Source organism: Acinetobacter sp. YH01018 (assembly GCF_013420295.1).
Lineage (GTDB): Bacteria > Pseudomonadota > Gammaproteobacteria > Pseudomonadales > Moraxellaceae > Acinetobacter.
Map to the genome: position 1 here is coordinate 22,415 of NZ_VOYL01000023.1, position 18,916 is coordinate 41,330.

20 protein-coding genes and 1 pseudogene are annotated in these 18,916 nt (G+C 43.6%); 4 read left to right on the plus strand and 17 right to left on the minus strand.

The features are described from left to right. Window positions 1-94 precede the first annotated feature (94 nt). From fusA to FTT83_RS09395, 4 genes are all read right to left on the minus strand, one after another. Window positions 95-2,233, minus strand: a complete 2,139-nt coding sequence (gene fusA, locus FTT83_RS09380; RefSeq protein ID WP_180043012.1) for an elongation factor G — start codon at window positions 2,231-2,233, stop codon at window positions 95-97. Window positions 2,234-2,365: 132 nt separating this feature from the next. Further along, window positions 2,366-2,836 (minus strand): 30S ribosomal protein S7, encoded by a 471-nt coding sequence (rpsG, locus tag FTT83_RS09385; protein WP_004648014.1) that lies wholly within the window; start codon window positions 2,834-2,836, stop codon window positions 2,366-2,368. Window positions 2,837-3,014: 178 nt separating this feature from the next. After that, window positions 3,015-3,389: a 30S ribosomal protein S12 gene (gene rpsL / locus FTT83_RS09390; protein WP_004648013.1), complete on the minus strand. Its 375-nt coding sequence runs from the start codon at window positions 3,387-3,389 to the stop codon at window positions 3,015-3,017. Between the two features lie 178 nt (window positions 3,390-3,567). Beyond that, window positions 3,568-4,995, minus strand: a complete 1,428-nt coding sequence (locus FTT83_RS09395; RefSeq protein WP_180174608.1) for an EcsC family protein — start codon at window positions 4,993-4,995, stop codon at window positions 3,568-3,570. Between the two features lie 282 nt (window positions 4,996-5,277). On the opposite strand from FTT83_RS09395, the gene FTT83_RS09400 reads away from it, so the two are divergent. Further along, entirely contained in the window at window positions 5,278-6,507 is a 1,230-nt protein-coding gene (locus tag FTT83_RS09400; RefSeq protein WP_166170798.1) for a beta-ketoacyl synthase N-terminal-like domain-containing protein, read from the plus strand. A 71-nt stretch (window positions 6,508-6,578) separates the two neighbouring features. Continuing rightward, the gene (gene hemJ / locus FTT83_RS09405) at window positions 6,579-7,031 is read left to right on the plus strand and encodes a protoporphyrinogen oxidase HemJ (RefSeq protein ID WP_180043014.1); all 453 of its coding nucleotides are present in this window, start codon (window positions 6,579-6,581) and stop codon (window positions 7,029-7,031) included. A 64-nt stretch (window positions 7,032-7,095) separates the two neighbouring features. On the opposite strand, the gene FTT83_RS09410 is transcribed toward hemJ, so the two are convergent. The 4 genes from FTT83_RS09410 to FTT83_RS09425 form a co-directional block, all read right to left on the minus strand. Further along, a complete protein-coding gene (locus FTT83_RS09410) occupies window positions 7,096-8,556 on the minus strand; it encodes an amino acid permease (protein ID WP_180043015.1) in 1,461 nt (486 codons plus the stop codon). 139 nt (window positions 8,557-8,695) lie between these two features. After that, window positions 8,696-9,055, minus strand: coding sequence for a RidA family protein (locus FTT83_RS09415; RefSeq protein ID WP_180043016.1), 360 nt, complete (start codon window positions 9,053-9,055; stop codon window positions 8,696-8,698). Window positions 9,056-9,107: 52 nt separating this feature from the next. After that, window positions 9,108-10,205 carry an alanine racemase gene (gene alr / locus FTT83_RS09420; protein WP_180043017.1) on the minus strand — a complete coding sequence of 366 codons (1,098 nt, stop codon included), beginning with the start codon at window positions 10,203-10,205 and terminating at the stop codon, window positions 9,108-9,110. Between the two features lie 36 nt (window positions 10,206-10,241). Next, a complete protein-coding gene (locus FTT83_RS09425; protein WP_086197650.1) occupies window positions 10,242-11,501 on the minus strand; it encodes a D-amino acid dehydrogenase in 1,260 nt (419 codons plus the stop codon). A gap of 137 nt (window positions 11,502-11,638) precedes the next feature. Between FTT83_RS09425 and FTT83_RS09430 the strand changes: the two genes are divergently transcribed. Then, window positions 11,639-12,103, plus strand: coding sequence for an Lrp/AsnC ligand binding domain-containing protein (locus tag FTT83_RS09430; protein WP_180043018.1), 465 nt, complete (start codon window positions 11,639-11,641; stop codon window positions 12,101-12,103). A 60-nt stretch (window positions 12,104-12,163) separates the two neighbouring features. Here FTT83_RS09430 and FTT83_RS09435 read toward each other — a convergent pair whose 3' ends face one another. Next, entirely contained in the window at window positions 12,164-12,808 is a 645-nt protein-coding gene (locus FTT83_RS09435) for an HAD-IA family hydrolase (RefSeq protein ID WP_180043019.1), read from the minus strand. A gap of 100 nt (window positions 12,809-12,908) precedes the next feature. On the opposite strand from FTT83_RS09435, the gene FTT83_RS09440 reads away from it, so the two are divergent. Continuing rightward, the gene (locus FTT83_RS09440) at window positions 12,909-13,676 is read left to right on the plus strand and encodes a hydroxymethylpyrimidine/phosphomethylpyrimidine kinase (RefSeq protein WP_180043020.1); all 768 of its coding nucleotides are present in this window, start codon (window positions 12,909-12,911) and stop codon (window positions 13,674-13,676) included. A 142-nt stretch (window positions 13,677-13,818) separates the two neighbouring features. On the opposite strand, the gene FTT83_RS09445 is transcribed toward FTT83_RS09440, so the two are convergent. The 8 genes and pseudogenes from FTT83_RS09445 to FTT83_RS09480 all read right to left on the minus strand — a co-directional run bounded on the left by FTT83_RS09445 (window position 13,819) and on the right by FTT83_RS09480 (window position 18,741). Then, entirely contained in the window at window positions 13,819-14,154 is a 336-nt protein-coding gene (locus FTT83_RS09445; RefSeq protein ID WP_180043021.1) for a YegP family protein, read from the minus strand. Between the two features lie 155 nt (window positions 14,155-14,309). Beyond that, a complete protein-coding gene (locus FTT83_RS09450; protein ID WP_180043022.1) occupies window positions 14,310-14,777 on the minus strand; it encodes a 5-carboxymethyl-2-hydroxymuconate isomerase in 468 nt (155 codons plus the stop codon). Between the two features lie 191 nt (window positions 14,778-14,968). Further along, window positions 14,969-15,310, minus strand: coding sequence for a zinc ribbon domain-containing protein YjdM (locus FTT83_RS09455; protein ID WP_166170817.1), 342 nt, complete (start codon window positions 15,308-15,310; stop codon window positions 14,969-14,971). A gap of 97 nt (window positions 15,311-15,407) precedes the next feature. Beyond that, window positions 15,408-15,755 (minus strand): annotated as a pseudogene (locus tag FTT83_RS09460) (DUF488 domain-containing protein). A 9-nt stretch (window positions 15,756-15,764) separates the two neighbouring features. Further along, window positions 15,765-16,217 (minus strand): SRPBCC family protein, encoded by a 453-nt coding sequence (locus tag FTT83_RS09465; protein WP_180043023.1) that lies wholly within the window; start codon window positions 16,215-16,217, stop codon window positions 15,765-15,767. A 215-nt stretch (window positions 16,218-16,432) separates the two neighbouring features. Then, window positions 16,433-17,533 carry a catalase family protein gene (locus tag FTT83_RS09470; RefSeq protein WP_180176547.1) on the minus strand — a complete coding sequence of 367 codons (1,101 nt, stop codon included), beginning with the start codon at window positions 17,531-17,533 and terminating at the stop codon, window positions 16,433-16,435. Window positions 17,534-17,952: 419 nt separating this feature from the next. Next, entirely contained in the window at window positions 17,953-18,333 is a 381-nt protein-coding gene (locus FTT83_RS09475) for a ribonuclease E inhibitor RraB (protein ID WP_086197659.1), read from the minus strand. 156 nt (window positions 18,334-18,489) lie between these two features. Continuing rightward, window positions 18,490-18,741 (minus strand): DUF4041 domain-containing protein, encoded by a 252-nt coding sequence (locus FTT83_RS09480; protein WP_180043025.1) that lies wholly within the window; start codon window positions 18,739-18,741, stop codon window positions 18,490-18,492. Between the last annotated feature and the right edge of the window lie 175 nt (window positions 18,742-18,916).

Consider the following 18,916-nt stretch of genomic DNA (forward strand, 5'->3'; position numbering starts at 1 on the left):
GATCTTCCTTATTAAAATACTTATGGAGGGTTAGCTCCATAAGTGATTTTGGTTTTTAACTATGAATTAGTTTGGGCTTATAGTAATCGAAAGATTACTCGTCGTCACCTTTTTTACCGCCAGACTGGAACTTAGAAATGATGCCTTCAGCCACGTTACGTGGAGTCTCAGCATATTTAGCAAATTCCATAGAGTAAGTCGCACGACCTTGAGACATAGAACGCATTTGAGTCGCGTAACCAAACATCTCAGCCAATGGAACTTCAGCACGGATTGCTTTAGTACCACCAGGTAAATCGTCCATACCCTGAACCATACCACGACGACGGTTTAAGTCACCCATGATATCGCCCATGTAGTCTTCTGGAGTTTCTACTTCAACTTTCATGATTGGTTCAAGAAGAACAGGATCTGCTTTCATGAAACCGTCACGGAAGGCATAAGAACCCGCCATTTTGAACGATAATTCGTCAGAGTCGACATCGTGGTAAGAACCGTCGAACAATGTCGCTTTAATGCCCACAACTGGGTAACCAGCCAAGACACCATTCTTCATACGTTCTTGAATACCTTTATCAACCGCACCGAAGAATTCTTTAGGTACTACACCACCTACAACTTCTTCAGCGAATTCGTATTCTTTACCAGTTTCGTCAACATCAATTGGTTCTAAACGAACATATACGTGACCGAATTTACCTTTACCACCAGTTTGACGTACGAATTTACCTTCTTGCTCAACAGTCTTTTTGATTGTTTCGCGGTAAGCAACCATTGGTTTACCAATGTTCGCTTCAACGTTAAATTCACGTTTCATACGGTCAACAAGGATGTCAAGGTGAAGTTCACCCATACCTGCGATGATTGTTTGACCTGATTCTTCGTCAGTGCGAACACGGAACGATGGATCTTCTTTAGCCAAACGACCAAGTGCGATAGACATTTTCTCTTGGTCAGCTTTAGTCTTAGGCTCTACAGCTAAAGAAATTACTGGCTCAGGGAATTCCATACGCTCTAGAGTAATGATGTTTTTCTCATCACAAAGTGTATCACCAGTAGTAACGTCTTTAAGACCTACACATGCAGCGATATCACCCGCGCGGATTTCTTCAACGTCTTGACGTTCGTTCGCATGCATTTGCACGATACGGCCGATACGTTCACGTTTAGATTTCACTGGGTTATATACTGGGTCGCCTTGTTTAAGCACACCAGAATAAACACGTACGAAAGTTAAGTTACCTACGAATTTGTCGTTCATGATTTTGAACGCAAGCGCAGAGAACGGAGCTTCGTCAGATGCTTCACGAACAGCTTTAGTTTCAGCTTTGTCGTCAAGAATACCTTCGATTGCTTTAACTTCAGTCGGTGATGGCAAGAATTCAATCACAGCATCCAACATACGTTGAACACCTTTGTTTTTGAATGCAGAACCACAAAGCATTGGTTGAATTTCACAAGCCAGAGTTTGAGCACGAAGACCAGCAACGATTTGTTCTTTCGACAAGTCGCCATTGTTCAAATATTCGTCCATCAACTCTTCAGAAGCTTCAGCCGCAGCTTCAACCATGTTAGTACGCCATTCTTCAGCAGTTGCTTGTAGATCAGCAGGAATATCACCATATTCGAATTGCATACCTTGAGATGCTTCATCCCAAATGATTGCTTTCATTTCGATTAGGTCGATTACGCCTTGGAAGTTATCTTCAGCACCAACTGGGATAACAACAGGTACAGGGTGAGCACCTAGACGAGTTTTCATTTGCTCAACAACACGGAAGAAGTTGGCACCGGTACGGTCCATCTTGTTCACGAATGCTAAACGAGGAACTTGGTATTTGTTCGCTTGACGCCATACAGTTTCAGACTGAGGTTGTACACCACCTACAGCACAGTAAACCATACATGCACCGTCAAGAACACGCATAGAACGCTCAACTTCAATTGTGAAGTCAACGTGTCCCGGGGTATCAATTACGTTGATACGGTGTTGGTCGAACTGATTGCCCATACCAGACCAGAAACAAGTAGTAGCAGCAGAAGTAATGGTAATACCACGTTCCTGCTCTTGCTCCATCCAGTCCATAGTTGCTGCACCGTCGTGTACTTCACCTAGTTTGTGAGATACACCTGTGTAGAACAAGATACGTTCTGAAGTCGTGGTTTTACCCGCATCGATGTGCGCAGAAATACCAATATTACGATAACGAGAAATTGGGGTTTGACGAGCCATGATTTCTTGCATTCCTAAATTTTGTTGTTTAAAACAGGACGCTTTAAGCTGCCAAGCAGCTTAAAGCGATTCGATGACAACATGGTGAAAACCAAAATTGCCACCCTCCTGAATAGGGGCTGTTTTATCCGCTTAGAAACGGTAGTGAGAGAAGGCTTTGTTGGCTTCAGCCATACGGTGCACATCTTCACGTTTTTTAATCGCTGAACCCTTACCTTCAGCTGCATCAAGCAACTCGCCAGCAAGACGTAAAGCCATTGTTTTTTCAGAACGCTTAGCAGCAGCGTCTACTAACCAGCGCATAGCTAGGGCAGTACGACGGGATGGGCGTACTTCCATAGGCACTTGATAAGTAGCACCACCAACACGGCGTGCTTTTACTTCGACCATAGGGCGAACTTTTTCAAGAGTAGTCTCGAAAAATTCAACTGGGTCTACTTTAGATTTTTCTTGAACGCGATCTAAAGCACCGTAAACGATACTTTCAGCAATAGATTTTTTACCATCTTGCATTACGTGGTTCATGAATTTAGCGATTGTTTGGCTGCCGAACTTAGGATCCGGAAGGATTTCACGGGCAGCGACTACGCGACGTCTTGGCATTTTAATACACCTATAAATATGACACTTCAGGTTTATCCAGCATGAGTACAAAGTGTCATGTACATTCGCTGGCCTTACTACACGTCGCTTGAATTTCACAAAATTAAATGCAGAAATCAGACAAGCGAGACGATAAAGGATTGCGGTTCTACGTTCTTAAAAAGCTAATCTAAACAGATTATTTCTTAGGACGTTTAGTACCGTATTTAGAACGAGACTGGTTACGATCTTTAACACCAGCGCAGTCTAAAGAACCACGAACGGTATGGTAACGTACACCTGGTAAGTCTTTAACACGACCACCACGGATAAGCACAACACTGTGCTCTTGTAGGTTATGGCCTTCACCACCGATATAGCTTGATACTTCAAAACCAGAAGTTAAGCGAACACGGCAAACTTTACGCATTGCTGAGTTAGGTTTTTTAGGTGTAGTTGTGTAAACACGTGTACAAACACCACGACGTTGTGGACAAGCCTTCAACGCAGGAACTTTTGATTTTTCAATCAAAGTCGTACGACCCTTACGGATCAACTGATTTGTTGTTGCCATTTGGCAATTCTCCCGTTAATAAAAAGCCTCAAAAAAATACCACTTTTTGAGGGCACACAATTGTAAGCGAAGATAGAAAAATGGTCAATATTCGAGACCATGTCAAATATTGACCACTTACCTGTATATTGGTCAGTAGACGCTTTTTTAAAGACGCAATTCCAGACTTTTATGCACTCTATTTTGTAACTTTTTTCTTGGCGAGCTTAGGGGCTTCATTTTGTTCAGATTGCGAAGCAGCAAGTTGCTCAGTGCCTGCATCAGCTCCTTCAACATCTGCCTGCATATATTCATCTATTTCCGGTTCATCTACCGTGATAGCCGGTTTTTGCGGTTCAACCTGAGCATGCGGTTCAACCATGTGTTCAGCCAAATACTCTAATCCTTGTTCTACCCGCTCACTTTTACGTTCATCATCAACAATGGCATCATCTGCTTTCTTCTTAATAGTTACTTTGGCAATCGTGCCATGCCCTTGCACCGGAATGTCCTGATCAAGTTTAAGCTCGCCGGAATTTGGCTCGTCTTTAGTAAAGGGATTTAACAATCTTGGCGCTGCCTGCGCCAACAACTCCAGGGATTTTTCATAAGCCGCAATAGGAGACAACTCCACTCCCTGATGCTGCTGCAAATAGCTTCTGGCATGGGAAAATATTTGCTGGGCTTTCTGGTTGACATCTTCCACCAGTTTCCAGCTATAGGCTGCACCTATACCTGCTCCGGCAACAGGCGTTAATTTACTGATCAATGAAAGGTTTGGGAGATGATTTAACCAGTTCCATTTTATGTCGCCATTTTCATTGACCAGCCATTTTTTCAGTGGCTCACTGTCATTGCTGGAACCCAGCATGTTTTGCAATTGTGCAGTGTCATTGGTTTGCAGCATATTAGAAACGATTTTCAGTGCCATCAATACACTCTGCTTTTCAGCAATCTGGCTCAAGTCGATTTGTTTAAACACAAACTGGACAATATCCTGTTCGGTATCTTTGTTCAATTCAAAGCCATAGGCACGCCCGACCTGATAAATCATGCGCAAGGACATGAGCAGTGATAAAGGCACGTCAATCGCTGAACCAACTACGCCTGTGGCACCGGTAACAGCCCCCTGTATAGAAGCCAGCCATTTGTTTTGTTCAGCCAAAGCCTGGCTCAACCGTTTGGAACGGTCGACATCCTGAGTCAGTTCCTGTAAATCTTTTGCTCCAGCCTGATCCAGTACAGTATCTACAGAACTGAGATTTGAAGTGAACTGATTTAAATGGTCAAAAAAATAGTCCGAAACCTTGTCTGAAAAGTCCGGCACAACAAAACTGGCCACACGATTCACTTTGCTGTACTGGCGACCCAGTAATTGTCTGGAGACATTGGGTAAATACTCACGCATCATTTGTTGAGGATTATCATATTTTCTGGGTTCAAATACGCTTTGAGAACGGGCACTTCCCTCAATGACATGACCGTTGGCCAAGGCCCCGGAAGCCTTGCCAGCACGCTCGGCAGCCGCGTAATTCAGTGCACTCATTCCTGTTGCACTGATCTTTTTAGCCACTCCCAAAGCATTGGAGAGGAATCCACCTGAATGTTTATTATTGGTATCTGCCATTCTTTTACCCTCATCTTCTATTCTTACAATTATTGATAAATACTAGGTGTAGTCTAAGTTTATCTCAACACGAATGTGTATCTTTTAGTTAATTATGCCGCCTAAACATTACAGATACATACTGTCGAAATAGGCATAATATTTGCCATAAGAATTCAAAACCCTTTCTGCTATCATGAATGCGACCGAAAGACATGAGTAATGCGCTGGATTGAGGTTTTTACTTTTCTGCCTGAATCAGCTGCGTTTACTCAAAAATATCACCATATAAGGGATCTTTAGATGAAGCGTGTTGTAATCACTGGTATGGGTATCAACTCATGCATTGGTAATTCTTTAGAAGATGTCACTCATTCTTTACAAAACGGGATTTCTGGAACACGTTTTAACCCGACTTATGCAGAATTAAACTTTAAGAGCCATGTCAGTGCAGCCGCTGAACAAGATTTTGACCATATTGACCGTAAATTGAAACGCTTTATGGGTGTTTGTGCCATGTATGCCTACAACTCGGCAGTTGCTGCGGTAGAACATGCAGGTTTAAGCGTTGAAGATTTGGCGGGCAACCCACGTTATGGGATTACCGGTGGTTCAGGTGGTGGTTCAACTGCATCTGTCATTGAAATGAACGAATTACTGCAAACCAAGGGTGCGCGTAAAGTAGGTCCTTTCTTTGTTCCTCGCAACATGACCAACACCATTACCGCAAACGTAGGTGTGGCATTCAAATTACAAGGTGTGGCACATACCATTACCAGCGCATGTGCTACTTCTGCAGATGCCATTGGTTATGCCTATAACCTGATTCAACTCGGCAAACAGGATTTAATGCTTGCTGGTGGTGGTGAAGAAGATCACTGGTCTCAAAGCTTGCTGTTTGATGCGATGGGTGCACTTTGCTCTAAATACAATGACACGCCTGAAACAGCGTCTCGCCCATATTCGGCTGACCGTGACGGTTTCGTGATTGCCGGTGGTGGTGGTTTTGTGGTGCTTGAATCACTGGAACATGCGCAAGCACGTGGTGCAAATATCCTGGCTGAAGTAGTTGGCTATGCTGCAAACAGTGATGGTGCAGACATGGTTGCTCCAAGCGGTGAAGGCGCAACACGCTGCATTCTGATGGCCCTTGAAGAAGCGAAACAGCATGGCGTTGACAAGATTGACTATGTGAATACCCATGGTACTTCAACTCCAGCTGGTGACGTGACTGAACTGAAAGCCATGGAACGTGCATTTGGTGAAGGTCAAGTACCGCCTATCAGCTCAACCAAGTCTATGACCGGTCACAGCCTGGGTGCTGCGGGCGTGCATGAAGCCATTTACTCTGTTTTGATGATGCAAAATGACTTTATTGCGCCAAACATCAACGTGACTGAACTGGATGAAGGTGCAAAACCGTTTGATATCGTACTTGAAAAACGTGACGCAAAATTGAATACTGTGATGAGTAACAGTTTCGGTTTTGGCGGTGTAAATGCTTGTCTCGTTTTCAAAAAATGGGAAGGCTAAGCTAAGAAGTGTTGATCATTCAGCCATGGATGATCAACTTCTGCCACACTGCCCTTTAAAAGGGTGAATGGATGGATGCTCCTTCTGATGCTTTCTTGTGGGTAAAAGCATTACATATTATTGCTGTGGTTTGCTGGTTTGCTGCATTGTTCTACCTGCCACGTCTATACGTTTACCATGCCATGAGTGATGATGCAGTGAGTCATCAGCGTTTTGAAGTCATGGAACGTAAGCTATACCGTGGCATCATGTGGCCCTCAATGGTTGCAACACTCATCACCGCGCACTTTCTGGTCGATTGGGGTGATGCAACGCGTCATTACCACGACGCACTGTGGTTTTACCTGAAAGTCGGATTGGTCGGATTATTGGTAATTTATCATTTTGTTTGTGGTTATTACCGTAAAAAACTGATTGGCAATGCACATTACAAATCACACAAGTTCTGGCGCTTCTTTAATGAAATGCCAACGCTGATTTTATTTGCCGTGGTAATTCTAGTGGTAGTGAAACCCATTTTCTAAGCATCAAAAAAGCCCTCAATCGAGGGCTTTTTTACATCTGACAAAAACCATATCTGAAAGAAACTTAGTTCAACATTTCCTGATTGCGTTTCACCAGCATGTCCTGATGACGTTTACGGATCCGCGGTTTATACAGGAGATGATAAGTCACGGCTAAAATAAGCAGCCAAATCGGACTGATCATCAGGGCACGCAAAGTATCGGCTTCCAGACTTAAAATAATCAAAGTAAAGAATAAGAACACCAGTACCACATAGGACATCCATATCCCGCCCGGCATTTTAAAGGTTGACTGGGCATGCAGTTCTGGGCGCAGTTTACGGTAACGGATATAGCACACCATGATGATGCTCCAGATACTGATAAACAAAATCACGCACAGCGAACTTGCTAAAGTAAAGGCTTCAACCGTGTTTGGTACAAAGTATTGTAATGCTGCACCCGCCATAATAAAGGCACAAGAGAACAATAAACCTTTGGCAGGCACAGCACGCTTAGACAATTGCGCCAGGTTTTGAGGAGCCTGCCCTTCCCGCGCCAAGCCAAACAGCATGCGTGATGTTGAAAACACACCACTGTTCATGGAGGACATGACCGATGACAGCACCACCAGGTTCATGATAATCGCTGCTGCACCAATACCCGCATGCATGAACAGCGACACAAAGGGACTTTGATCCGCAGGAATCTGGTTCCACGGGGTCACCGACATCACAATGAATAACGACAACACATAGAATAAAATAATCCGGGTCGGAATGGCATTCACCGCTTTGGGCAAATTCTTTTCAGGGTCTTGGGTTTCTGCTGCCATAGTTCCGATCAGTTCCACACCGACAAAAGCGAATAAGGCAATCTGGAAACCAGCCAGAAAACCGCTGCCACCTTGCGGAAACATGCCGCCATGCGACCAGACATTACTAAAACTGGCAAACGAACCACCCGGCGCATGAAAATGGTTAAACACCATAAATCCGCCAATACCAATCAGTCCCAAAATGGCTAAAATTTTGATGAGAGCAAACCAGAATTCAATTTCACCAAACAGACGTACGGCGAGCATATTAATACCGAGCACCAGTAACACGCAGGCCACGCTGATCATGGCCTGTCCTGATGGGGTAAAGGCCATACCTTCAGGCAGCCAAAAGCTGAGATAGTTGATAATAGCAGCCAAGTCTGCGATGCCAACCAGCACCCAGCCCAGCCAGTAGGACCAGCCAATATAGTAGCCTGCACCCGGACCAATCAGGTCATGCGCCATATCGATAAAGGATTTGTAATGCAGGTTGGAGAGTAAAATTTCGCCCAATGCACGCATCAGGAAAAAGAACATGGTACCAATGATGGTATAGATCAATAAAATTGAAGGGCCAGCCAGGGAGATGGTTTTGCCTGAGCCCATAAACAGGCCTGTCCCAATCGCGCCACCAATGGCAATAAGTTGCAGGTGACGGTTGGACAGTTTTCGTTGTAGTTCATGCGATGATGCCTGGGCATCGTCTGCTCGTGGTGTAGTGGTCATAACTGAACATCCTTTTAACATACGATTGCGTGTAAACCATGTGCTTTACATTGCCAGTCATCCCAACCAGCGACATTTACACGCCAGGCAGCACATCGGTCTCAACCGCTTTGCTGCCATACGGGGGAGATTTTTGACATTAAGGCTGTGCCGCCGTTACCGCAATTTCAATCAACCAGTCCGGATTGACTAGATCTGCCTGAATGGTGGCACGTGAAGGAGGAGTACAACCTTTCATCCAGTCAATCCAGATGGCATTGACGGTTGAAAAGTCAGCGAGATTTTTAATATAAAGCTGTGCAGACAGCAGTCGGGATTTATCGGTTCCGGCCAAAGCCAGCAGTTCATCAATGGTGGCTAAAATTTCATGGGTCTGACCTGCGACACCATTACCGGTGTTCTTAGGTACTTGTCCTGACAGATAAACTACCTGATTGAACACCGTCACGGCGCTCATGACGGCGTTGCTATTGAACTTTTCTATATCGCTATGAGACATCTACATTTCCTTGTATCAATAAATTGAATGAATGATCTGATTTTTTAAAAATTTAATCTTGGATAAAATTGACGCGTGCAGTGACAGCACACATCAGCTCATAGCCAATGGTGCCTGAACCTGCCGCCACTTCATCAATACTAAGCACAGTGCCATGTTTCGATGTACCCCACAGCACCACTTCACTACCGACTTGGGCACTTGGGAGATGAGATAAATCGACCGCGAGCATATCCATGCCGACACGTCCGACCAAACTGCTGCGTTGACCATCGACTAAAATGGGCGTACCTGTTGCGGTAATGCGCTGATAACCATCGGCATAACCGCAAGCCACCACACCAATACGCATATCAGTTTCAGCAATGAACTTTGAGCCGTAACCTACACTATCCCCCGCTTTAAGCTGTTGAACGGCAATGATCTCACTACGCAGACTCATTGCAGGCTGCAGGTTCCAGTCATCAATGCTATGTGCGGGGAAATCGGGAGAACTGCCGTAAAGCATAATACCGCTACGAATCACATCCGATTGCAACTGCTGATGGCGTAAGATGGCTGCACTGTTAGATACGGAACGCGCGCCCGGCAGATCCTGAATGACGGCATCGAAAATTTGACACTGATGTTCGATGCCAGAACGGCCCAAACGATCTCCGTCAGCATCGGAGAAATGCATCATGTGAGTGATGCTTTGAACATTATTCATTTGAGATAATTGTTGCCAGATGTCGCGGTAATGAACAGCCGTAAAACCCAGACGGTTCATACCACTGTTCATTTTTAAATAAACATCAAACCGGGCTGGTCTGGGGAATCGGGCTAACCATTCAATCTGATATTGGCTATGAAGGGTGAAACTCAAATTCAGCTCATCACAGTCAAACAGATCTTGCTCGGAAAAGATGCCTTCAAGCAATAAGACAGGACCTTTCCAGCCCAGAGCACGAATGCGTTTCGCCTCTGCCAAATCGAGCAGCGCAAAACCATCGGCAGATTTGAAAGCTTGATAGACACGCTCAATACCATGACCATAGGCATTCGCTTTCACCACCGCATAGACTTGGCTATTCGGCATTTTGGTACGGGCAACATTTAAATTGTGCTGCAGTGACTGACGATGAATCACTGCAGTAATGGGACGTGGCATGTTGTTCTTCCTTGAATCAATATGACCTAAAACAGATTAGGCTGCTGAAGGGTAACGTTGGATCGATAGACCTTCGGTACTGATGTCCGGTTGATGATTCATGACCAGGTCGCTGATCAACTTGCCTGAACCGCAGGCCATGGTCCATCCCAGCGTGCCGTGACCAGTGTTGAGGAACAGGTTTTTGAAACGCGTTGCGCCAATAATCGGGGTAGAATCTGGCGTCATTGGACGTAAACCGGTCCAGAATGTCGCTTCTGCAAGGTTTCCACCTGGGAATAAATCTTTGGTGACCATTTCCAGAGTCGCACGACGATCCTGGTTCAAGCCATGGTTAAAACCACTCAGCTCAGCCATACCCCCCACCCGGATACGCTGATCAAAACGGGTAATCGCAATCTTGTAAGTCTCATCCAGCACGGTAGACTGCGGTGCAAATGCAGGATCTACAATAGGAATGGTCAGTGAATAGCCTTTCACCGGATAAACCGGCAGGTTCAGGTGCAATGGTTTTAAAAAGTCACGTGAATAACTGCCAAACGCCAAGACATAACGGTCTGCAGTGAGGACTTGTCCATTTACCACCACGCCCTTGATATCATCGCCTTCAACCACCAGTTTTTCAACATTTTGGTTGAACTTAAACTCTACACCCAGCTCTTTGGCCAAGTTTGCCAGTGCATTGGTAAAGAGGTAGCAATCGCCGGTTTCATCATTTGGCAGATGCAGGCCACCGACCAGTTTATCTTTGGCAAATTCCAAAGCCGGCTCCACTTTGGCCAGATCATCTTTGAGCAAAAGTTCATGCTCCACACCGCATTCTTTTAACACCTGAATGTCACGTTGAACCATGTCTAGTTGCGCTTCATTACGAAAAACTTGCAAAGTGCCTTTAGAACGGTTTTCATAATGAATGCCGGTCTCTTTACGCAGCTCTCTGAGGCAGTCACGGCTATACTCTGCCACCCGGGTCATGCGCTCTTTATTAATCGCATAACTATGTGGATTACAGTTCTTGAGCATCTGCGCCATCCACTGTAATTGCCACATGCTGCCATCCATATTGATGGCGAGCGGTGCATGATGCTGGAACATCCACTTGACTGCTTTGAATGGAATACCGGGTGCTGCCCATGGCGTCGAATAACCCGGCGAAACCTGACCTGCATTGGCAAAACTGGTTTCTTCAGCAGGACCAGACTGACGGTCCAAGACAGTAACGGTTGCTCCCTGTTGTGCGAGGTAATACGCACTTGCAACACCAATGACACCACTACCTAAGACAATTACACGCATTGCTTATCCCTAACGCATACTAGTTTATTTCACTAGTATATTTTTTGATTGATAGTTTTTTTCACTGTTTTAAGCACTATAATCCAGGTAATTTAATAGTTTCGTCGCGAAAAAATTCTAAAAAAAGGAAAATCATAATGCGTAAATTGGATCGTATAGATCAGCAGATTCTGGATATTTTGCAGTGCGATGGACGGATTGCCATCAGCGAATTGGCATTTCGGGTCAACCTGTCTACCACCCCCTGTTCGGAACGGGTCAAACGTCTGGAACGCGATGGCATCATCATGGGCTATTACGCGCGGCTGAATCCGCAACTGGTCGATCGCAACTTGCTGGTATTTTTAGAAATAAAACTATCCGCCAAATCAGGCGATGTGTTCGATCAGGTTGCACGCGATTTGGTGGAAATTCCTGAAGTTCTGGAATGTCACCTGATTTCAGGCGAATTTGACTATCTGGTGAAAGCACGCTTAAAAGAAATGAGCGCCTATCGACGTCTACTTGGCGACTTACTCAAAAAACTTCCCTCCTCCGCTTCCTCACACAGTTACATTGTCATGGAGGAAGTGAAGGAAAGTTTTTATCTGGATCTACGTTAACGGTCCCAAAAGCTTGATTCAGGGGAGGTACTCAGGGAACTACTTGCTTGTATTGAGTGATCAAAAAAATTGAAGCAGATCGGAAAATTTGGCTATCCGTGCTTTAGGTTTTGCCTGAGTAAGCTCCGCATCAGAACCATAACCATAGTCCACTGCGATGGTGTCTATACCATTGCTGCGAGCACCAAAAATATCATGCTCACGGTCACCCACCATCACACATTCAGCCGGATCTAACTTTTCCTTTTCAAGGATATAGGCAATCAAATCGCCCTTGTTGGTACGCTCACCATTCAGCTCACTGCCATAAGCATAAGTAAAATATTGCAGCAGATCAAAATGTTCTAAAATCTGCTTGGCATAGATTTGAGGTTTTGCCGTAGCCAAATACAAACGGAAACCTTTTTGCTGCAAGGTTTGCAAAGTTGCAGCCACATCTTCAAAAACATGATTTTCATACAAGCCGGTCACAGCAAAACGTTCCCGATAGCCCATCAAGGCCTGTTCAGCCAAAACATCATCCACCGGCACATTTAAAATTTTCGCCAAAGATGCCTGCAAAGGTGGACCAATAATCCAGTCTATGTTGACGTCATCGGCAATCGGATGACCTACTTTGGCCAGACCATAACGCGCTGAAGTGGTAATCCCTACTTTGGGATCAGTTAATGTTCCATCCAAATCAATCAAAATATTCTTAATCACCCACCGACCCTTCAACCTAAATTTTACTTCACAAATACTATCGAGACTTGGCTCAAAGTTGCCTATACTAACGCAAATTTTGTGATTTAAGGACATCATTGTGCGCCCTACTGTACTTTGCTTTTCTGGTTTAGATCCATCCGGTGGCGCTGGCTTACAGGCAGATATTGAAGCGATTGGCCAAAGTGGTGCACATGCAGCAATTGCCTGTACTGCGCTGACCATTCAAAACTCGCAACAAGTGTTTGGCTTTGAAGCCACTGCGAAAGAATTACTGTTAGCTCAGGCGCATGCCGTGGTGGGTGACTTACCAATTAAATGTGTTAAATCAGGCATGTTAGGCACCACAAACAATATTGCAGCTTTGGCTGAATTTTTACGTGAACATCCTGAATATCTGTATGTGCTCGATCCGGTACTGGTAGCCAATAGTGGCGGTTCACTGGGTGATCAAGCCACACTGGTGAAAGCCTTTGTCGAACTGATTCCGCTAGCGACTGTACTGACCCCGAATACGGTAGAGCTTCGTGCCTTAACCGGTCTTGAAGATATTGACCAGGCAACGGCAAAACTTTTTGCCATGGGCGCCAAAGCAGTTTTAGTCAAAGGCGGACACGAGGATACCCCAGATTATATCCGCAATGCCTTATATATTGATGGCAAGCTGGTGTCTGAAACCCGATGTCCTCGCCTTGAAGGTGAATATCACGGTTCAGGTTGCTCATTGGCCAGTTTCATTGCCGGTCGTTTGGCGCAAGGTGACGATTTAAAACAAGCGGTGAATCATGCAGAAACCTGGCTGTTTGGTGTGCTGAAAAAGGCAGAATCTCCAGTACCAAATGGGCAGCGCATTCCTAAGCGTTTTTAAATCCCTCTACCACATAGAAAGCTGCATAAAAACCTGATGATCAGCCCGCTATTCGGGTTTGATCTCAGACTCTAGCTGGTTTTTCTCTACTCAAAAATAAAGCATGTATTGATACATGCTTTAATCTGAGCATTGATTTGATTTATGCAATCAGGTCCTTAATGGTGGTGCTGGAACCGTTATTTTTTACCGACTCAATTCCTTTCTCGCGTGCCTGCTCACTTGCATACAGTTGGCTGGTGCCAATAATTTGATGATTGGCTGCCTTTAAATTGAAATAAGGCTTACCGTTTTTCGCTTCCAGACGTTCATAGCGGCTATCCTCAGGGCTATTTTTTTGTACGGACTCAATGCCATTCTGTGCCGAAGCTTTGCTCTTGTATAATTCGCTGCTCAGAATCACTTCCCCATTGCCAGCTTTCAAAACAAAGCGATATTGTCCATCGCTGGCCTGACTGACTTCATACCATCCTGCCATATAAAATACTCCCCTTGTTATTGTAAAAGTTATAAAAGAATCGAATTTATATGATTAAAAATACGCTATTTATATGAAATAAAAATGACTTTTTATTTCAAAAAAAGTACATTTTATAATCATTGTTTAGATTTATATTTGAATGATTTATCGTCTTAAATACACGCTTGGCTATTTCTAGCCAAGCACAGTAAACATACATGCAAGAGAAAAATTGCCAACCTATTCTCTCTATACCCGCGGACTAAATCAGGAAGCAAAGCCTTAAACAATTTTTTAGCGTAAGTGGCTTTCTGCATTTCCAATATTTCCACACAAATCTGTACACTGACTTGGCTTTGAGCTGGTATGTGCTGTTCAAGTGTGTGTAGAATCACTTGAGCAATTTGCTGTTGTAACTCCAAACTACATCCAGCCAATAAAGAAACTTTCGCATGGACATAGGCTTGTGAAACATCTCCCAAACCAATGACATAGTCGTGCTGGCAAATGGCACGGCTTTTTAGCTCATTTGCGGCAGTCACATAAGCTCCATCAACCAGCGCCTGATTTAAAGCAAGCAAGAGGGATTTTGCTTGAAAATTTTCTACATTGTCTGAATATTCAAGATGGATATGCGGCATAACAACAATTCTTTAAGATGAAGGACGGTAGTTATAGCATGAAGGGAGTAATCATCAGATAGATATCTCAATGTTGAATCAAGCATAGCCATTATAAAAAACCAATTCCAAAATCATGCGCAAATGGGCACCAGCTCATAAAAAAGCTCCAGCATGTCGCCAGAGCTTTTTTGGTTTTTTAATGTAGTGAATTAAGCTTTTTTCACAAATTCAGATTTTAATTTCATGGCACCAAAACCATCCACTTTACAGTCCAGATCATGACCATCACTTGAGTCAGGTAATAAACGAATATTCTTCGCCTTGGTTCCGACTTTAATCACCGATGAAGAACCTTTAATTTTCAGATCTTTAATCAGGGTAACTGTATCGCCATCAGCAAGCACATTGCCATTTGCATCTTTAATAATTGTAGCCTGTTCAGTACTGCTTTCACCCTCTTTCCACTCATGAGCGCATTCTGGGCAAATCAGCAAATCGCCATCTTGATAAGCATATTCTGAATTACATTTGGGGCAATTTGGCAAAGACATAAAAAAAACCTCAAAAACGCTACTATAGCATTTTATCCGCCAAACACCTGCTAAAACCTTATTTAAATTATGGAATAAATCTACTCAGCAGATGCTTTCACCTTTCCTCTAAAACCTGTTTGAGTACAATCACATGGTTATATCTTTCACTTTTTACTGCGGTGATAAGACTAATTTTTTCCTGTTTAGCGATTTCTCTAATTTGCTGCAACAACTCTGCTTGTGAACGCAGTTCAGCCCTGTAACGTTGCTGAAATTCGTCCCAATGTTCGGGGTCATGCGCATACCATTTTCGCAGCTCAGTCGATGGCGTGATTTCTTTAACCCACAAATCAATTTTGGCATCTTCCTTTTTAATGCCTCTGGGCCACAGTCAGTCAACCAGAATACGTTTGCCATCTGAAGGTAAAACTTCGGCATAGGCACGTTTAATTTGAATTTGCATTGTAAAGCACTATTGATCTGGAATTTCAGGAGTGACCAGTAAAGTGAGCAGTTGCAAAGATTCCTGCCATCCCAAATAACAGGCTTCCACTGGAATAACATCAGGAATACCCGATTGGGTAATATGCACTTCAGTTCCCACCGACACTGCTTTGAATTGAATGACCACTTCAATGTTTCCGGGAAAATTGGGATCATTGAACTGGTCAGTATAGCGTAACAATTGATTGGGAATGATTTCATGATAGGTGCCAGCAAAGGAATGGCTGGAACCAGTAGAAAAATTGCTAAACGACATTTTATAGCTTCCACCCACTTTTGCATCCAGATGATGAACCTTCGCGGTAAAACCATGCGGTGCCATCCATTTAACCAGAGCATCCAGATCAATAAAGGCTTTAAACACCCGTTCTGGGGGTGCGCTCAATACCCGATGCAATTTAACCGTATTACTTTTGCTCATTTTACAACCTCATCTTATTGTTGTTTTTAAATGCTGATCTAAGATGAAAACTATTGCTGTTACTCTATGACTATGTAGGACTTTAATACAATATTAAGCAGGTTTTTCACTTCCTTGTTAATCAGCAATTAAAATATCCCTAAACAGTATAGGTCTAAAACAGCTGCATTCAGGCAGGTATTTTTAGTCTGAGTGTAAAATCCGGCTGTGAATATTTAATCTGGCATATCATCAATATCATTGGGTTCTGTGCGGGGCTGGATGTTCATACAGTGCCGAAAACAGGATGAACGTTCATAAGCCTGCATACGTACACGCATGATGGAACCCAGAGGCTGATGTTGTTTTACCCCATGCCATGGGGTAAAAGACAGCACGTCATCCGAATAAACCCGACGTGCCGGACTGAAGGTATTTTGCCGCGGAAAATGTAAAGTTCCAATGGCCTGATGCGGTGACTCATCCTCATCCCATAAGACCGACGCATCTTCGACAGGCATACGGCCCAGATGAGTACAGAGCTGGGCGCGAGTCACATATTCAGCCGTATTATGCTTGAAAAAGTCCTGTACCAGATCACGTATGCCAGAATCATCCTGAATATGCATCTGTAGACCGGTCAACTGCTTCACCGATTCAGATTCAGGTGCCACACTCATTTTGGCAATATAGTTGCCATAACGAAGAGCAGCCATACTGTGATAGGTTTCTCCTAGCACATGATGTTGACTGCGTGCCAGACCTTTTATCATCGTAGATGCTGGCAAGCCAGCGCGATTGAGCAGATGATCCATTCCACGAATGACATTGCGCAGGCTATGCATGACCAGTTCAGGCGTTCTTTCTCCTTCAATGATGAAAGGCAGCATTTGCATATATTTACGTACCGTCCCAAAAGCCAGCACCGGAATATTGACCATCAGGAAATCCTGATTTTTTCCATCGCTTGAATCTTCTGGCAATAAGCGCTCGCCCGGTACATTTAAAATTTTAAGGGCAAAACCATGAGGTGCGGGTGTTTTATCACTACGCAAATCTCCAGAAGCGGCAGACAGACGCACAATGACATCATAATAACCCGGATGGGCAAAAATTCCCTGTGCCAAGTGATTGGGCAGGTTTTCCGGAATGATCAAAATGCCTTTTAAAAAACCATGAGATTTTGCATGTGCATCTCGTACCGCATGACGATGCTTGTCAAAAACCTGAGTATGGGTTTGCGCCATATACTCTACGATGTGCTGAATGTCTGCTTCTTCATTTTCCTGTTTTTGCTCTACTTCTGGACCATAGGCCACATAGTGATTGACTGCCATGCTATGCTCCTTTTTTTCTGGGAATAGAGATAAACTTTTTTGCAATTTATGTATTAATCTAGCAAAGAGTTTTCTTTACAAAGGAAGTGCTTGGTAAATACATTGCAGGTATTTGGTAAACAACGCAGAGAGATGACATTCAAATAGCTGAGTTAAAAATCGCAACACAACCTTATTAAAATCAAATATTTAAATTAAAAATTCAGAAGAATTAAAACAGATAGAAACTTAAAAATAATGAGAAACCCACTTTTAGTCATGCAGCGCTGAGTTTCAGCTCATTTCTGATGCTTTTAATAAAATTTTGCCATTAAAAAAGCCCTAAGCATCTAAATGCTTAAGGCGTGTTTTAACAGGTTCAATCCGATTGGCTTAACTTGGATCATCCCCAACCTGTTAATTTTTTTTAGGAATATGGATTAACTTTTGACTTCATTTTCCCATTCTTCATCTTCATAGACATAGGCCATGCAGCCCCAGCCATCATATTCGCCATCATATTGCGTCGCAATTTTAGTGAACCATTCTTCCAGATCGACGATGTCTGAATATTCAGGTTCCATATACACATAAATGGTAATAATCCACTCGACCGTATCGGCTTCTTCATCTTCAAACAGGCTAATTTTTTGCTCTTCTTTAAGCAGATAAAGTGCACATTTTTGTGCCTGTTCTTCAGACTGAAAAGCAATGGAAAATTCAATTTCATGCGCTTCGGTCAGGTCATCGCCATCTTCGGCCATTTGCCAAAGTACATTACCATTTTCATCATCGGGGAATTGTTCAAAATCGCGTGTCATGGAGCGTTTCCTTATTGTAATTAGGTACCAGCTATATCATGCCATATAGATTAGCTCAAGTTTGTTTCAGTTTATCTATTTAACTATATTAGCTTAACTACAGCACTTGTGCTGATGAACAATATCTCTTTCTACCATTTTTACAGATCGCTGGTATTAGCCTTCCACCCTCTGCTGTTGCAATTCACTTGGCCCAGTCTGTTGCTGTGCCTTGAAGGCTAAAACCAGGGCTGTAAGTTTAAATTCTTCCAGACGTAACTTTAAAAATGATTCATGAATTCGGGTATGACCGAATGCTTCTCCATAATGATTGATCAGGATAAAGTCATCTTGCAGCGCCTGAATAAACAGGTCCACAGTGTCATGGTCTAATTGGGATAAATACAGATCAGCTTTACTGTTAAACACATGAGTAACCAGAGCGATGGCAGAAAGTTGGCGATTTTCTTCGACATAGGGACTGTTCTAAATTTTGTGTAAGTACTTAATTTTCATTTATCCTTCAGAGGATAATTACAAAAGGTACTTCACATGGATGAAGCAACAATCAAAAGTATGGCTGCCGAATTGGCTAAAGGTCTAA

What these genes read in the sequence shown, in the direction of transcription:
- FTT83_RS09470 (WP_180176547.1), bottom strand. Translation starts at nt 17,533, where the DNA reads ATGGCAGTCAATCACTATGTGGCCTATGGTCCAGAAGTAGAGCAAAAA.
- FTT83_RS09475 (WP_086197659.1), bottom strand. Translation starts at nt 18,333, where the DNA reads ATGACACGCGATTTTGAACAATTCCCCGATGATGAAAATGGTAATGTA.
- hemJ (WP_180043014.1), top strand. Translation starts at nt 6,579, where the DNA reads ATGGATGCTCCTTCTGATGCTTTCTTGTGGGTAAAAGCATTACATATT.
- FTT83_RS09410 (WP_180043015.1), bottom strand. Translation starts at nt 8,556, where the DNA reads ATGACCACTACACCACGAGCAGACGATGCCCAGGCATCATCGCATGAA.
- FTT83_RS09465 (WP_180043023.1), bottom strand. Translation starts at nt 16,217, where the DNA reads ATGAGCAAAAGTAATACGGTTAAATTGCATCGGGTATTGAGCGCACCC.
- alr (WP_180043017.1), bottom strand. Translation starts at nt 10,205, where the DNA reads ATGCCACGTCCCATTACTGCAGTGATTCATCGTCAGTCACTGCAGCAC.
- FTT83_RS09400 (WP_166170798.1), top strand. Translation starts at nt 5,278, where the DNA reads ATGAAGCGTGTTGTAATCACTGGTATGGGTATCAACTCATGCATTGGT.
- rpsG (WP_004648014.1), bottom strand. Translation starts at nt 2,836, where the DNA reads ATGCCAAGACGTCGCGTAGTCGCTGCCCGTGAAATCCTTCCGGATCCT.
- fusA (WP_180043012.1), bottom strand. Translation starts at nt 2,233, where the DNA reads ATGGCTCGTCAAACCCCAATTTCTCGTTATCGTAATATTGGTATTTCT.
- FTT83_RS09450 (WP_180043022.1), bottom strand. Translation starts at nt 14,777, where the DNA reads ATGCCGCATATCCATCTTGAATATTCAGACAATGTAGAAAATTTTCAA.
- FTT83_RS09395 (WP_180174608.1), bottom strand. Translation starts at nt 4,995, where the DNA reads ATGGCAGATACCAATAATAAACATTCAGGTGGATTCCTCTCCAATGCT.
- FTT83_RS09430 (WP_180043018.1), top strand. Translation starts at nt 11,639, where the DNA reads ATGCGTAAATTGGATCGTATAGATCAGCAGATTCTGGATATTTTGCAG.
- FTT83_RS09445 (WP_180043021.1), bottom strand. Translation starts at nt 14,154, where the DNA reads ATGGCAGGATGGTATGAAGTCAGTCAGGCCAGCGATGGACAATATCGC.
- rpsL (WP_004648013.1), bottom strand. Translation starts at nt 3,389, where the DNA reads ATGGCAACAACAAATCAGTTGATCCGTAAGGGTCGTACGACTTTGATT.
- FTT83_RS09415 (WP_180043016.1), bottom strand. Translation starts at nt 9,055, where the DNA reads ATGTCTCATAGCGATATAGAAAAGTTCAATAGCAACGCCGTCATGAGC.
- FTT83_RS09425 (WP_086197650.1), bottom strand. Translation starts at nt 11,501, where the DNA reads ATGCGTGTAATTGTCTTAGGTAGTGGTGTCATTGGTGTTGCAAGTGCG.
- FTT83_RS09455 (WP_166170817.1), bottom strand. Translation starts at nt 15,310, where the DNA reads ATGTCTTTGCCAAATTGCCCCAAATGTAATTCAGAATATGCTTATCAA.